Source organism: Blastomonas sp. (assembly GCF_041747255.1).
Taxonomy (GTDB): domain Bacteria; phylum Pseudomonadota; class Alphaproteobacteria; order Sphingomonadales; family Sphingomonadaceae; genus Blastomonas.
Genome location: NZ_JBGTFM010000228.1, coordinates 1 through 14,789 on the forward strand (window position 1 = coordinate 1; position 14,789 = coordinate 14,789).

Consider the following 14,789-nt stretch of genomic DNA (forward strand, 5'->3'; position numbering starts at 1 on the left):
CGGGCCTGCGCTGGTCGAGGCGGCGCGGCGCGGCCTGATTTTGCACAGCCTGTTCGAGCGCCTGCCGGGTGTGCCCGATCAGGACCGCGAGGCAGCGGCGGGGCGGTGGCTCAAAAGTCAGCACGGGCTTGGCGATCCGGCGCAGCAAAAAGACATTGTCAGCTCGGTGCTGGCAGTGCTGAACAATCCCGACTGGGCGGAATTTTTCGGCCCGGAAGCGCTCGCTGAGGCACCGATTGCAGCTGTGGTCGGATCGCATGTTGTCGCCGGGACCGTAGACCGGTTGCTGATCACACCACAGCGGGTGTTGATCATCGATTTCAAAACCACGCGCCGCCCGCCTGAAACGCTGGAGCGACTACCGCGCGCACATGTGCGGCAGATGGCGGCCTATGTCGCGGCCTTGCGGGTAATCTTCCCGGGCAGGCAGGTCGAGGCCGCGCTGCTCTACACTCATCTGCCCAAGCTGTATCTGCTGCCCGACGCGCTGATCGACACCGTAAAGCTGGACTAGGGAGCCAGACACGAATAGTTGAGGGCCAAGATGCTTGAGTGCCTGAGGCACCCGCCCTACATCCCTGATCAACCTCATACAAAGGACTCCCCAATGGCTACCAAGGCAATCAGCGATGCCAGCTTTGAAGCTGACGTTCTACAATCCGATAAGCCGGTGCTCGTCGACTTTTGGGCAGAATGGTGCGGCCCGTGCAAGATGATTGGACCAGCGCTTGAAGAAATCAGCGACGAGCTGGGCGACAAGGTCACCATCACCAAGATCAACATCGACGACAATCCCGATGCACCCGCCAAATATGGGGTGCGCGGCATCCCGACGATGATCCTGTTCGACAAGGGGCAGATCGTTGATACCAAGGTCGGTGCCGCCCCCAAGAGCGCACTGAAGGGTTGGCTCGAAGCCTCGCTTCCGGCCTGATCACACCGACAGGATGGCAGCTGCCTCGTCCCACAGCCGGGGCGAGGCGGCAGCGATCATGCCGGTGCGCCGGTCGCCGGGCAGATAACGCGTTCCGTCGAGCCGCGCAGCTTTGCCGCCCGCTTCTGCAAGGAACAGTACACCAGCGGCATGGTCCCACGGCAGCGTGCGTTCGAACAGCGTGACATCGTTCTGGCCGAGCACCAGCCGGGGATATTGTTCGGCGGCGCAGCGCGGGATGTCCACCAGCCGCAGGCGGCCCTCGGCAGCGGCATTGATTGCGCTGCGGCGGGGTTCTTCAATGAACAATGTCGAAAGTGCAGCGACCGGCAGGGTCTCGCCGCTTTCTTTGGCGAGCACCGGCGTCCCGTTGATAAACGCCCCGCCGCCGCGCACCGCATGGCACATGCGTTTGGCAAGCGGATCGTATAGCCAGCCTGCGACCGTTTCGCCCGCTTCGATCAGCGCAATGATGATCCCGAACGGCGGGTGGCCGTGTGCGTAATTGTGGGTGCCATCGATGGGGTCGATAATCCACGCGTCGCTGTCGTTGACCCGCTCGATGAGCGCCGGGTCAGCCTCCACCGCTTCTTCGCCGACAATGCTCGCACCGGGCAGGATCGCGGCCAGCCCGGCGCTCAGGCGGCGTTCGCTTTCCTTGTCTGCGAAAGTCACCAGATCGCCGGGGGCCTTGTTCTCGATCTGGCTGACGGAAAGCTGTTGATAGTGATGCAGCACCACGTCGCGCGATACGGTCTCGATCAAGGCGGAAATGGCTCTGTGCAGGCTGTGCATCACTCAGCTCCGGTAATCGGCGTTGATCGATATGTAGCCGTGGGTAAGGTCGCAGGTCCACACCGTGGCTACACCGTTGCCCAGCCCGATATCGACGCCAATGACGATCTCTTGTCCCTTGAGGTGCGCGGCGACCGGGGCTTCGTCATAGCCATCGACCACCACGCCCTCAGCGGCGACCTCGATGCCGCCAAAGCGGATCGACAGCTGGTCGCGATCAGCAGGCTCGCCCGCTTTGCCGACGGCCATCACCACCCGGCCCCAATTGGCGTCCTCGCCTGCAATCGCAGTTTTGACCAGCGGTGAATTGGCAATGCTGAGCGCGATCCGGTGCGCGCTGGCATCAGATTCCGCACCACTGACCCGCACCTCGATGAATTTGGTTGCCCCCTCGCCATCGCGGACCACGAGATGCGCAAGCTGGCGGCACAGATCGGTGAGTGCGGCGGCAAACGCGTCGGCGCCGGGCTCATCGAAGCTGACAAGCGGCGCATGACCTGCCTGGCCGGTGGCAAACGCAAGCACGGTGTCGCTGGTCGATGTGTCGCTGTCGACGGTGATGCAACTGAACGTGGTGCGGTTGGCGGCGCTGAGCATCTGCTGCAGCAGTGCAGGGGCAATCGCCGCATCGGTGAAGATATAGCCCAGCATCGTCGCCATATCGGGCGCGATCATGCCCGATCCCTTGATCACCCCGCAGAGCTCGACCCGCGTTTCACCGATCATCGCGCTGGCGGTTGCTGCCTTGGCAAAGGTATCGGTGGTGCCGATGGCATCGGCCAGGTCGCGCCAGCTGCACGGGTCGGCGTCAAACGCGGCCTCAAGCCCCGCGCTTGCCTTGTCGTGCGGCAGCGGCACACCAATCACCCCGGTGGCGGATACGAATATCTCCTCACGCGCACAGCCAAGCCGGTCAGACGCGGTCGCCACCAGCATCTCGACCGCTGCGCGGCCCTTGCCGCCGGTGAACGCGTTGGCATTGCCCGCGCTGACGAGCAGCGCCCGCGCCGTGCCGTGCTTGAGTGCGCTGCGGCACCATTCGACCTCGGGCGAGGGGCATTTGCTGGTGGTTGTAACCCCCGCAACAGACGTGCCCTTGCTAAGCTCAACATAGCTCAGGTCGCAGCGGTCCCAGTCCTTGTAGCGCGCACGGGCAACGCGCGGGCTCACGCCTGCAATCAGCGGAAGGTCAGGAAATGGTTGGGCGAGGGGCGATCTGGCATGCTTCATGGCTTTGGTCTTTACAGCTTCGGGATGCAGAAGCGCATTAATGGAGATCACCGAAGGTGCAAGCTGTGCCATGCAAAACATTGGACGAAGCAGGCCCCGCCGCCTATGTATGGTTCAACAGGAAATCGAAACTTTACGTGAAACTGCTTCTTGCCCTGCTTGCGCTGCTTACCGGCTTTTCCGCTGCGGATGCTGCGCGCGTTGTCGAGCCGTCGGTTACGCACGGCGACGGCAGCGGATTCAGCGTCCTTTTCGAAGCCGTCGACGCGGTCAGCGTGTCTGCTCAGCCGGCCCATTTTGTTCACGCTGAACACCGTCCTCTGGCCGCTTTGCAGATGCTGCAGATGCCGGTTCTTGCGATGGCTGCGTCACTGATCGCGGCCCCGGTTCATCGTTCAGACCGCAGCCGGGAATAGCGACTGATCTCGCGACCTCCGCCGCATCGGTGAGATTTCGCTTTGCACAGCTTGCTTCGACCAACCGCTGCTGCAGCCATCTCCGGCAGAACTCCGTGAACCACGCGCTGCCATTTCAGACACTTTCGATACACAAGGAATTACCGCCATGCTCGGCGCCATTGCCAAATCATTGTTCGGTTCATCGAACGACCGCTACGTCAAATCAATTCTCAAGGTCGTTGACACGATCAACGCCTTTGAACCGCAAATTTCCGCGATGTCTGACGATGAGCTGCGCGCGCAGACGCAGAAGTTCCGCGACCAGCTTGCCGCCGGAACAAAGCTTAACGATATTCTGCCCGAAGCTTTTGCGACGGTACGCGAAGCCTCGATCCGCACGCTTGGGATGCGTCATTTCGACACCCAGATGGTTGGCGGCATCGTGCTGCATCGTGGCGAAATCGCCGAGATGCGCACCGGCGAGGGCAAGACCCTGGTTGCGACGCTGGCCTGCTATCTGAACGCGATCGATGGCAAGGGCGTGCATGTTGTCACGGTCAACGATTACCTCGCCGCGCGCGATGCCGAGTGGATGGGGCAGGTTTATCGGTTCCTGGGGCTGACCACCGGTGTCATCGTGCCCAATCTGGGCGAGGCGGCGCGGCGCGAAGCTTATGCAGCCGACATCACCTACGCGACCAACAACGAACTCGGCTTCGATTACCTGCGCGACAATATGAAGCACGAGCGCAGCCAGATGGTGCAGCGCCCTTACAGTTTCGCGGTGGTCGACGAGGTCGATTCGATCCTGATCGACGAAGCGCGTACCCCGTTGATCATTTCTGGCCCGACCGACGACAAGTCAGAACAATATATAGCGGTCAACGCCATCGTGCAGAAGTTGGATGATGGCGATTATGAGAAGGACGAAAAGTCCCGCTCAATCATCCTCACCGAAGACGGCACTGAGAAGGCCGAGCGGTTGCTCGAGGAGGCAGGCCTGCTTGAAGGCAGCAACCTTTACGATGTCGAAAACACCCAGATCGTCCATCACCTTGACCAGGCACTCAAGGCGAACGTGATGTTCAAGCGTGACATCGATTATATCGTCAAGGAAGGCCAGATCGTCATCATCGACGAGTTCACCGGCCGGATGATGGACGGTCGCCGCTGGTCGAACGGGTTGCACCAGGCGGTCGAGGCAAAGGAAGGTGTGCAGATCAAGCCGGAAAACCAGACCTTGGCGTCGATCACCTTCCAGAACTATTTCCGTATGTATCCCAAGCTTTCAGGCATGACCGGCACCGCAGCAACCGAAGCTGCCGAATTCTTTGATATCTACAAGATGAATGTGGTGACCATCCCCACCAACAAGCCGGTGCGCCGGATTGATGAGGAGGACGAGTTCTACAAGAACACCGCCGACAAGTTTCAGGCGATTGCCAAGGCAATCCGTGAGAAGAACCTGATCGGTCAGCCAGTGCTGGTCGGCACCGTGTCGATCGAGAAATCGGAGCTTTTGTCCGATTATCTCACCAAGGAAGGCGTGCCGCACAGCGTGCTCAATGCGCGTTTTCACGAGCAGGAAGCGCATATCGTGGCGCAGGCCGGGCGGTTCGGCGCGGTCACCATCGCCACCAATATGGCGGGGCGAGGAACCGATATTCAGCTGGGTGGCAATATTGAGTTCCTGATCAACGATCAGCTCGGCGAGATGCTCGAAGGCCCGGAACGCGAGGCGGAAGTCGAGCGGATCAAGGCCGAGGTTGCTGCAGAAAAGGCCAAGGTGCTTGAGGCTGGCGGTCTGTTCGTGCTGGGCACCGAGCGGCACGAGAGCCGCCGCATCGACAACCAGCTGCGTGGGCGTTCAGGACGGCAGGGCGACCCTGGCCTGTCGCGCTTTTATCTGTGTCTTGAAGACGATCTGCTGCGCATCTTCGGGCCGGACACGCTGTTTTCAAAGATGATGAAAAACAACCTTGGCGATGGCGAGGCGATCGGTTCCAAATGGCTGTCAAAGGCCATCGAGACCGCGCAGAAAAAGGTCGAGGCACGCAACTACGACATCCGCAAGCAGGTCGTCGAATATGATGACGTGATGAACGACCAGCGCAAGGTCATCTACGAACAGCGCGCCGAGATCATGGATGCAGACGGAGTCGACGATGTCGTTCTGGACATGCGCAATGACACGGTCAACGCGATTGTCGGTGAAGCCTGCCCGCCGGGTACCTATCCCGAGCAATGGAATGTTGATGGGTTGAAGGCCAAGGTCAAAGCGACGCTGGGGCTTGAGCCCGACATCGACGCCTGGCTGCAGGAAGATGCTGTCGAGCCCGACATGATTGAGGAACGCATCCGCGATCTGGCGCAGGCGAGCGTTGAAGAGAAAGCGGGCGAGGTCGAGCCTGAACTGTGGCATTCGATTGAAAAATCGGTGTTGTTGCAAAGCCTTGACCATCATTGGAAAGAGCATCTGGCAACACTCGATGCGCTGCGTCAGGTCGTGTTCCTGCGTGCCTACGCCCAGAAGACGCCGATCAATGAATATAAGCGCGAGGCATTTGGCCTGTTTGAACGGATGCTTGAGGTGATCCGCGAGGATGTGACCGGCACGATCATGAGCCTGCAGATTCGCGATCCGGAGGTGCCTGCGTTGCCCGAGCTTCCCGATTTCCTCACCACGCACTTCGATCCCTTTACCGGTGAGGACAACAGCGCCGACATCGATGGCGGCACGATGGGTACGGTGGCCGCTACGCTGCCGCCGCGCCAATCCCCCCGGCCAGAGCTTGAAGGCGATGTGACGATCGCAGAGGTCAGCCGCAACGCGCCGTGCCCATGCGGATCAGGGCGTAAATACAAGCATTGTCACGGCAAAGCCGCCTAGCCACATATGCTCTGGCTCGCTGCCGGGTTTGCGCTCACTGCGTTGCTGTATGCATCGGTGGGTTTCGGCGGCGGGTCGACCTACAATGCGCTTCTCGTGCTCGCCGATACGGACTATCGGCTGCTGCCATCGATTGCGCTGGTCTGCAATATAATCGTCGTGACAGGCGGCACGATCCGGTTTGCACAGGCAGGTGCGGTCCCATGGCGGCCCCTGCTGCCCATCTTGCTGCTATCTGCGCCGTGCGCTTGGGCAGGCGGACGGTTGCCGGTGGAAAAATCGCTGTTCATTGCGCTTTTGGGCATTGCCCTCCTGCTCGCCGGGCTGCTGATGCTGGCGCAGCGTGCGCCAAAAGCATCAGCGGACAGTAAGCCTCGCTTGCCGTGGATCGGCATTCCCATCGGCATGGGGGTGGGCTTTTTCAGCGGGATTGTCGGCATTGGTGGCGGCATTTTTCTGGCGCCGGTACTGCATCTGCTGCGCTGGGCCAGCGCACGCCCGATCGCCGCCAGCGCCAGCCTTTTCATTCTGGTCAATTCGCTCGCAGGGCTGATCGGTCAGGTGATGAAACAGGATGCAGCTGCAACCATTGGTCAGATTTCAGGCTATTGGCCCCTGTTTGCTGCAGTTTTTGTCGGCGGTCAGATCGGCAGCATTGCCGGTGCGCACATCCTGCCGCATAGCGTCATCCGCATCGGCACCGCCATCCTGATCCTGTATGTAGCTGGCCAGTTGCTGTGGCAACGCTTTGGCTGATCCCAGGCAATTCGTTGTGCAGCCCGGCGACCGGCAGCCAGATGTGCAATCACGAACCGATAAAAAACAAGGGGCCCGAGCCAAAAGCCCGGACCCCTAAGTATTGCAGCCTATTAAGGGTCGCATAACCAGGCCGCGCGCATGTCGATGCGCCTGATAATGTGATCCGTCAATGGCCATAAAATTGCGGAGCATTTCGCAGGGTTTGTCGCCAGCCCATCGTCGAAAATTTTCGTGCTTTTCGCGCATAGATAGCCCGGCCTCTCGCCGCTTGACCGGACCAGCACGCCGCTCGCCTGATTTAGCCTCAAACGCCTATGACGAAAACGAAAAAGCCAGAAAAATGCAGAAATTTTACGTGGGGGATTAAGTGGCAGACGATCCGACAAGTCGTGTAAAAACACTTTAGATCATGCGCTTAAGGCACGGCTGGCTCCCCGAGTAGGATTCGAACCTACGGCCAAGTGATTAACAGTCACCTACTCTACCGCTGAGCTATCGGGGATCGCCTGTGCTCCCTTACGGGAAGCGCGCCTATAGCACCCGGTTTTTCACTTTGGCAAGCCGCAGTGTCGCGGATTCAGACGATAAATTGTTCGGCAGATATCCGGTCATCAAGGCTGTGGCCGGGATCGAACATCAGACACAGACGGCGCAAGGGGTCGATTTCGATCAGGATATCGCGGATATCGCGCACTTCGCGCTGGTCGGCCACGGCGCTGACCGGGCGCTTGGTCGGCTCCAGCACACGCAGGTTGATCTGCGAGGAATCAGGCAACAACGCCCCCTTCCACCGGCGTGGACGAAACGGGCTGATCGGGGTCAGCGCCAGCATCCCGCAACCCAGGGGCAGGATGGGACCGCTGGCCGAGAGGTTGTAAGCGGTCGAGCCTGCAGGCGTCGCCACCAGCACGCCGTCGCACACCAACTCGGGGATGCGCACCGCGCCATTGACGCTGACTTCGATCTTGGCAGTTTGGCGCGTTTCACGCAGTAGCGAGACCTCGTTTATTGCCGGATAGACGATGCGCTGCCCGTCCATCGTGGTTGCAACCATGGATAGCGGAAGAACCTCAAACTGTTGTGCCTGTTCAAGCCGGTGGTGGATGCTGTTACCGCTGCGCCAAAGGTTCATCAGAAAACCCACGGTGCCAAGGTTCAGGCCATAGACCGGCACGATCCGTCCGCGCTCGAGCATCTGGTGCAGCGTCTGCAGCATGAAGCCATCGCCGCCCATCACAACCACCATATCAGCCTGATCGATACTCACCCAGTCATGCGCCGCCTGCATTTCACGCGATGCCTTGCGCGCCTGCTCGGTGGGAGACACGGTCAGCGCAAGTTTCATTTCGGCAATGGGTATGGGCATCGGCACTGCCATATTAGAGTGAATTGCACCGGGTCTTAACTGATTGATGTTAATGCGCCAATCTTTCTTGCTTCTGCGCGGTGTTGCAGGGCAAATACGGACAGGTTCGGCATGTGAAGTTCACGCGAAGAGAAGGGGGCTGCACATCACTGACGATCCTGCCTTAGCGCCGATGTGCCGTCTGATCAGTGCTGGATCGCAAGACCCAGCGCTCATTCAGGCCATCCATGAAGCAGGATTTGATTGCGGTGTTCAGCCACAGCCATCGGTAGTGGTGCTCGACTGGCGCAACTGCGACCTAAGGGCTTCGCCTTCCGAAGCGATAGCGGAGCATCTGGCAAAATTGGCCCTGCCGCCCCCGCTTGTGCTGCTGCTGGTTGATCAAAAGCGCGCGGCTGGGCTTGTTGAAACATTGCCCGCGCAGATTTCGCATGTGCTGGTCGCGCCGCTCGCGCCGCAAGCGCTGGCGCTGCAGCTTGCTTGTTTGCATCGCGCTTGCGCCAGTCCGGCGTCCAGCGGGCCGGATGTCCAAACCTTGCTTGCTCGCCTGCAATCCAGTCCTGACCTGCCGGTACATGGCATGATGATCGGGTTGCGACGGATTGAGGCGATCAACGCCACATTTGGCAACGCGGTAGGCGATGCCGCGCTGGCCGTTGCACAAGCGCGCCTTGAGCGGCAAGTCACCCAGCGCTTGTCATCGCGCGCGCTATGCCTGCGACTGAGCGGGGGCAGCTTTCTCATCGCAGATACCCACGCAGAAAATCGGCTCGCCTGGCAGATTGAATCCGAACATCTGCTGAAGCAACTCTCTGAACCGGTAGAAGTTCTGGGGCAGGTGCTGAGGTTAACCGCGCGTGCGTCGCTGGCGTTGGCCAAGCCGGATGAGGGTCCCGTGTCGCTGCTGGACCGGCTATCAGCCGGGCTGGCGCAGGCGCGGACGAGCCCTGCAGACCCTGTGCGCTGGACCGACCGCACCGCCGATCATGCGCCTGAAAGCGGCTACCGGCTTGAACAGGATTTGGTGCACGCGATCGAGCGCGGAGAAATAAGGGTCCTCTTCCAGCCGCAGTTCGAAATCGCCTCGGGTACGATCAGCGGCGCAGAGGCGCTGGCGCGGTGGCAACATCCGCGTCATGGCGAAATCGGCGCTGGCACGTTGTTCGCGCTCGCTGACAAGGCTGATCTCACGCGGCAACTGTCGCGCCATATCCGCGCAGTCGCGCTTGATAATGCTGCGCGCTGGACCGAATCGCTGGCCGGACTCAGGCTGTCGGTCAATCTGACTGCCGAGGATCTGTCCGAAAGTGGCTTTGCCCGGCGTGAACTGGCGATGATCGCAGCGTCGGGGTTCGATCCGGCACGGCTGACGCTGGAAATTACCGAATCGGCGCTGGTGCCCGATCTCAAGCGCGCCGCCGCCCGATTTGCTGATTTGCGCGCTGCCGGCCTTCGCATTGCCGTCGATGATTTTGGCACGGGCTATTCCAACCTGCTGTATCTCAAAGCCCTGCCGCTCGACTATTTGAAGCTCGATCACGCAATGACGCGCGATCTGGGCTCGGCAGATACAGACCGAATCATCGTACGCTCGGTGATCGCGCTTGCCCGCGCGCTTGATCTCAAGGTGATCGCCGAGGGAATCGAAGATGAGCTACAGCTCGCCGTGCTGGCGGAAGAAGGGTGCGACTATTATCAGGGTTTTTTGAAAGGCGGCGCGATGGAGGCGGAGGCATTTGCAGCGTTTGCCAGTCTTGCGCTCGCTTGATCAGGCGCAAGTGACACCTGATTTACGCTGCCTTCGCCCGCCGTCTAATAATCCCCGCCAGCCCCTTTGAAAGCTGAATCAAGCCATTGAGCCGCGATTCCGGGTCACCCCAAACGCGCTGGATGATCAGCTTGTTGTCAGGCCGCAGCTTGGCCGTGCCCTTGAGGCGCTCGACATAGCCCAAAAGCCCCGGAATATCGGCAAAGCTGTCATTGTGGAACGTCACCAGCGCGCCGCGCGCTCCGACATCGATCTTGGCAACGCCGGCAATGATGCAGTTCTGCTTGATCTCGATAATTTTGATGAGGTTGGCCGTAGCTTCAGGCAACGGCCCGAACCGGTCGATCATCTCGGCGGCAAAGGATTCGATTTCGGCCCCGCCCGCCAGATCGTTCATTCGGCGATACAGCGCCATGCGCACCGCCAGATCGGGCACATAATCCTCGGGGATCAGGATCGGGGCATCGACGGTGATCTGTGGCGAGAATTTCTGCGCGGCGCGTTCGAGCGCAAGGCCGCCCGCCTTGGCCTCAAGGATCGCCTCCTCAAGCATCGATTGATACAGTTCGAAGCCGACCTCGCGGATATGGCCTGATTGTTCGTCCCCCACCAGATTGCCCGCGCCGCGAATGTCGAGATCGTGGCTGGCAAGCTGAAAGCCCGCCCCCAGTGTGTCGAGATCGCCCAGCACCTTGAGCCGCTTTTCCGCCGTCTCGCTCAGCACGCGATTTTCCGGCGTGGTGAGATAGGCATAGGCGCGGGTCTTTGACCGGCCAACACGCCCGCGCAACTGGTAGAGCTGAGCCAGGCCAAAGGTATCGGCGCGGTGGATGATCAGCGTGTTGGCACTCGGAATGTCGAGACCCGATTCGACGATGGTGGTCGAGAGCAACACATCATATTTGCGGTCGTAGAAGGCGGACATGCGCTCCTCGACCTCTGACGGTGCCATCTGGCCGTGCGCCATGATGTGTCGGATTTCGGGCACTTCCTCGCGGATGAACTCGCCCAGCTTGTCGAGATCGGCGATGCGCGGCGCGACGAAAAACGATTGCCCGCCGCGATAATGTTCGCGCAGCAGGGCCTCGCGCACCACCACCGGGTCCCAGGGCATCACGTATGTGCGCACCGCCAGCCGGTCGACCGGCGGAGTCTGGATGACTGACAGCTCGCGCAGGCCGCTCATCGCCATCTGCAGCGTACGCGGGATCGGCGTGGCGGTGAGTGTCAGCACGTGGACATTGGCTTTGAGCGCCTTCAACCGTTCCTTGTGGACGACGCCAAAGCGTTGCTCTTCATCGATGATGACCAGCCCGAGCTGACGGAACTCGACCGATTTGGCGAGCAGGGCATGCGTGCCGATGACGATGTCGATATGGCCGTTGGTTAGACCCTCGCGCGTTGCCTTGGCCTCGCTTGCGGTGACCAGCCGTGACAGGCGACCGATGTTGAGCGGCAGGCCCTGAAAGCGCTCCACAAAATTGGTGTAATGCTGCCGGGCAAGCAAGGTGGTGGGGGCGATGATCGCAACCTGCATGCCCGCCATTGCGGCGACATATGTCGCGCGCATCGCCACCTCGGTTTTGCCGAAGCCAACATCGCCGCACACCAGCCGATCCATCGGCTTGCCCGATGCAAGGTCCTCCAGCACTTCGGCGATGACCCGGTCCTGGTCCTCGGTTTCCTCATACGGAAAGCGATCGGCAAAGCTCGCGTAGCTGCCCGGGTCGATTTCAGCGATGTCGGCGGTGCGCAGCGCGCGCTCTGCCGCCGTTTTCATCAGCTCGCCCGCGATGGCGCGAATGCGTTCCTTCAGCTTGGCGCGGCGGCGCTGCCATGCCTCGCCGCCCAGCTTGTCGAGCGCGACGCCATCGCTTTCCGAGCCATAGCGGGTGAGAACATCGATGTTCTCAACCGGCACATACAGCTTGTCGCCGCCGGCATAGGTCAGGCACACGCAATCGTGCGGGCTTTTGCCCACCGGGATCGATTCAAGCCCCTCATAACGGCCGATGCCATGGTCGAGATGCACGACCAGATCACCCTGTGAGAGCGATTGCAGTTCTCTAAGGAACGCATCTGCCGATTTGCGCTTCTTGCGCCGCCGCACCAGCCGGTCGCCGAGCAGGTCCTGTTCGGACAGCAGTTCGTAGCGCTCGGTGGCAAAGCCATGGTCCTGCGGCAGCACGACCATGGTCGTCAGCCCGGTCGCGGCTTGACCCAGCGCCTCCTGCCACGTCGCCGCCTGCGCCAGCCGGGCGAGGCCATGGTCCTGCAACAGGCCGAGCAGGCGGCTGCGCGAGCCTTCAGAATAGCTGGCGATGATGCTGCCGCGCTGTGCGGCACGCAGGCTCTCGATATGCGCGGCAGCGGCAGTATAGACATTGTCGCCGCGCGCGCGTTCGGCACCGAAATCGCGCGCGGCGCGGTAGCCCATGGGGATGACAGTGGTGGCGTCGGGTTCATAGAAGCTGCTCACCAGATGCACCGGCGCATCGGCAATCTGCGCCTGCCATTCGGTGCTGGTGAGGTAGAGCGCGGCGGGCTTGAGCGGGCGATAGCTGCCTGCCTTGTCCTCAAGCGCGCGCAGGCGGTTGGCGTGATAATCGGCGATGCTTTCGAACCGCTGAGTCCCGGCGGCATCGGCGCCATTGTCACGCAGCACCAGGTCGCCATTGCCCAGGTGATCGAACAATGTGACCAACCGCTCCTCGATCATCGGCAGCCAGTGCTCCATGCCCGCCAGCCTGCGGCCTTCGCTGATCGCCTGATACAGCGGGTCACCCGTCGCTCCGGCACCAAATGTTTCGCGATAGGCGCTGCGGAAGCGACGGATGCTGTCGGCATCAAGCAGCACTTCTGATGCTGGCAGCAGGATGTGGCTTTCAACACGGTCGGTCGAACGCTGCGTGCCGGTGTCGAAGGCGCGCATCGAATCGATTTCATCGCCAAAGAAATCGAGCCTCAGGCCATGATCGAGTCCTGCGGGAAAAATATCGATGAGGTTGCCACGCACGGCAAACTCACCCGAATCCGCAACCGTATCGGTGCGCGCATAGCCCTGCCGCACCAGCTTTTCGATCAATGCCTCGCGCGCGATGACCAACCCGGGCTTCAGCACCGCGCCGATCTGGCGGATGCGAAACGGGGTCAGTGCACGTTGGGTGATCGCGTTAGCGGTGGTGACGAGCAGCTGCGGGCGGGTTGCGGGCTGCTGCAGTTTCCACAGCGCGGTGAGCCGGCGCGAGGTCATGCCGAGCGATGGCGACGCGCGGTCAAACGGCAGGCAATCCCATGCGGGATACTCGATGGTCTCAATTTCAGGCGCGAAGAACGGCGCGGTTTCTACCACAGCCTGCATCAGCGCATCATCGGGAGCGACGAATACGACACGGCCAGCCGTCTTGCGCGACGCACATGCCCGCGCCAGATCCGCCAGCACCAGCGCCAGCGCGCCAGGGGCGACGCCTGCCAGTGTCAGCGGCGATGCCGCAGCCAATATCCTGCTGATGATGTCCATAAACTGTGTTGTCGGCTCAGCGCGGAATGGAAATGTAATCGAGCTTCTGAAACGCAACCATCATCGGACCCTCGAATCGCTCTGGCACCGCCTGCGCACCAAAGCCCCAGGCCATGATATCGACATCTTCCTCTTCGATCAGCGTCTCGAACCAGCCGATCTGCTCATCGTTCCAGCCAGCAGAATAGGTGTCGAAAAAGCCGCCGATCATGAAATCGGCCTCACGCGTGCCGCGATGCCACGCGCGAAAGCCCAGACGGCGCAGGCGGGGGTCGCTTTGCAATGTTCGATGCTCCTTGGCTTGCTTGGGGGCCAGCGCCTGCCTAGAGTGAGACAAGTCTTCAGCCAGCGGCACCAGCGTTCCGCAATTTTGCGATAGCCATGCGCCCCGACATACTCAATCCCTCATTCGCCGAGATCGAAAGCCTTAAAGGCGTGGGGGCAGCCTTGCAAAAGCCGCTCGCCAGGCTGGGCATTTCGCGCGTCAAGGATGCCGCCTATCATCTGCCGGGCGGATTTGTCCGCCGTCGCAAGGTTAGCACGGCTGACGAGGCGCATGAAGGCGAGCAGATCATCATTGCACTGACCGCGACGGGCTATCGCAGCAGCCCAGGCAGAGGACCGACCCGGGTGGTGGCCGAGGACAGCATTGGCAATCACATCAGCCTCGTTTATTTTGGTGGCAATCCTGGCTGGGCGAAAAAGCTGTGGCCGCTGGGTGAGACGCGCATCGCGGCTGGCAAGCTCGAAATCTGGGGCGACGCTTGGCAGATCGTCCACCCCGATCATGTCGTTGCCGCTGACGATGAGGGCGAGATCGACGAAACCGAGCCGGTTTATCCGCTCGCCGAAGGGCTCGGGCAAAAGCGCATCGCCGCGCTCGCCGCGCAGGCGCTGGCTTTGATGCCGCCATTGCCCGAATGGATCGAACCGACACTGAAGGCGCGCGAGGGCTGGCCAGACTGGCATGACGCATTGGCCACCGTGCACCGCAACCTCGATGAAAAGGCGCGCGAGCGGCTGGGTTATGGCGAGATTTTCGCCAACCAGCTTGCCTTCGCGCTGATTCGCCAGGCAAACCGTCGCCGCAAGGGCATCGCTCTGCAGGGCGACGGACATCTGCGCGCGC

The 14,789-nt window shown here is 61.1% G+C and carries 11 protein-coding genes, 1 tRNA gene and 1 pseudogene; 7 read left to right on the plus strand and 6 right to left on the minus strand.

What is annotated here, in order from left to right:
- On the plus strand, positions 1–514 hold a 514-nt coding region (locus ACEW8G_RS08095), incomplete at its 5' end, for a PD-(D/E)XK nuclease family protein (RefSeq protein ID WP_373487919.1).
- 93 nt (positions 515–607) lie between these two features.
- Complete coding sequence (gene trxA / locus ACEW8G_RS08100) at positions 608–934, plus strand: thioredoxin (protein ID WP_373487920.1); 327 nt, start codon at positions 608–610, stop codon at positions 932–934.
- Here the strand turns inward: trxA and ACEW8G_RS08105 are convergent, their stop codons facing one another.
- Both ACEW8G_RS08105 and argJ read right to left on the minus strand, forming a co-directional pair.
- Complete coding sequence (locus ACEW8G_RS08105; protein WP_373487921.1) at positions 935–1,729, minus strand: inositol monophosphatase; 795 nt, start codon at positions 1,727–1,729, stop codon at positions 935–937.
- Positions 1,730–1,732: 3 nt separating this feature from the next.
- The gene (gene argJ / locus ACEW8G_RS08110) at positions 1,733–2,959 is read right to left on the minus strand and encodes a bifunctional glutamate N-acetyltransferase/amino-acid acetyltransferase ArgJ (RefSeq protein ID WP_373487922.1); all 1,227 of its coding nucleotides are present in this window, start codon (positions 2,957–2,959) and stop codon (positions 1,733–1,735) included.
- A gap of 80 nt (positions 2,960–3,039) precedes the next feature.
- On the opposite strand from argJ, the gene ACEW8G_RS08115 reads away from it, so the two are divergent.
- The 3 genes from ACEW8G_RS08115 (at position 3,040) to ACEW8G_RS08125 (ending at position 7,003) form a co-directional block, all read left to right on the plus strand.
- A complete protein-coding gene (locus ACEW8G_RS08115; protein ID WP_373487923.1) occupies positions 3,040–3,375 on the plus strand; it encodes a hypothetical protein in 336 nt (111 codons plus the stop codon).
- Positions 3,376–3,523: 148 nt separating this feature from the next.
- Positions 3,524–6,247: a preprotein translocase subunit SecA gene (gene secA, locus ACEW8G_RS08120; protein ID WP_373487924.1), complete on the plus strand. Its 2,724-nt coding sequence runs from the start codon at positions 3,524–3,526 to the stop codon at positions 6,245–6,247.
- 6 nt (positions 6,248–6,253) lie between these two features.
- Complete coding sequence (locus tag ACEW8G_RS08125; protein WP_373487925.1) at positions 6,254–7,003, plus strand: sulfite exporter TauE/SafE family protein; 750 nt, start codon at positions 6,254–6,256, stop codon at positions 7,001–7,003.
- Positions 7,004–7,433: 430 nt separating this feature from the next.
- On the opposite strand, the gene ACEW8G_RS08130 is transcribed toward ACEW8G_RS08125, so the two are convergent.
- Together ACEW8G_RS08130 and ACEW8G_RS08135 are read right to left on the minus strand one after the other, a co-directional pair.
- Positions 7,434–7,508: transfer RNA gene (locus ACEW8G_RS08130), tRNA-Asn, on the minus strand.
- Between the two features lie 75 nt (positions 7,509–7,583).
- On the minus strand, positions 7,584–8,372 hold the full coding sequence (locus ACEW8G_RS08135; RefSeq protein WP_373487926.1) for an NAD kinase: 789 nt from the start codon (positions 8,370–8,372) through the stop codon (positions 7,584–7,586).
- A gap of 343 nt (positions 8,373–8,715) precedes the next feature.
- Between ACEW8G_RS08135 and ACEW8G_RS08140 the strand changes: the two genes are divergently transcribed.
- Positions 8,716–10,140, plus strand: coding sequence for an EAL domain-containing protein (locus ACEW8G_RS08140; protein WP_373487927.1), 1,425 nt, complete (start codon positions 8,716–8,718; stop codon positions 10,138–10,140).
- A 22-nt stretch (positions 10,141–10,162) separates the two neighbouring features.
- On the opposite strand, the gene mfd is transcribed toward ACEW8G_RS08140, so the two are convergent.
- Positions 10,163–13,660 carry a transcription-repair coupling factor gene (gene mfd / locus ACEW8G_RS08145; RefSeq protein WP_373487928.1) on the minus strand — a complete coding sequence of 1,166 codons (3,498 nt, stop codon included), beginning with the start codon at positions 13,658–13,660 and terminating at the stop codon, positions 10,163–10,165.
- A gap of 16 nt (positions 13,661–13,676) precedes the next feature.
- The gene (locus ACEW8G_RS08150) at positions 13,677–13,943 is read right to left on the minus strand and encodes a succinate dehydrogenase assembly factor 2 (RefSeq protein WP_373487929.1); all 267 of its coding nucleotides are present in this window, start codon (positions 13,941–13,943) and stop codon (positions 13,677–13,679) included.
- A gap of 98 nt (positions 13,944–14,041) precedes the next feature.
- Between ACEW8G_RS08150 and ACEW8G_RS08155 the strand changes: the two are divergent.
- Positions 14,042–14,789: pseudogene (locus tag ACEW8G_RS08155) on the plus strand (ATP-dependent DNA helicase RecG); the annotation flags it as partial.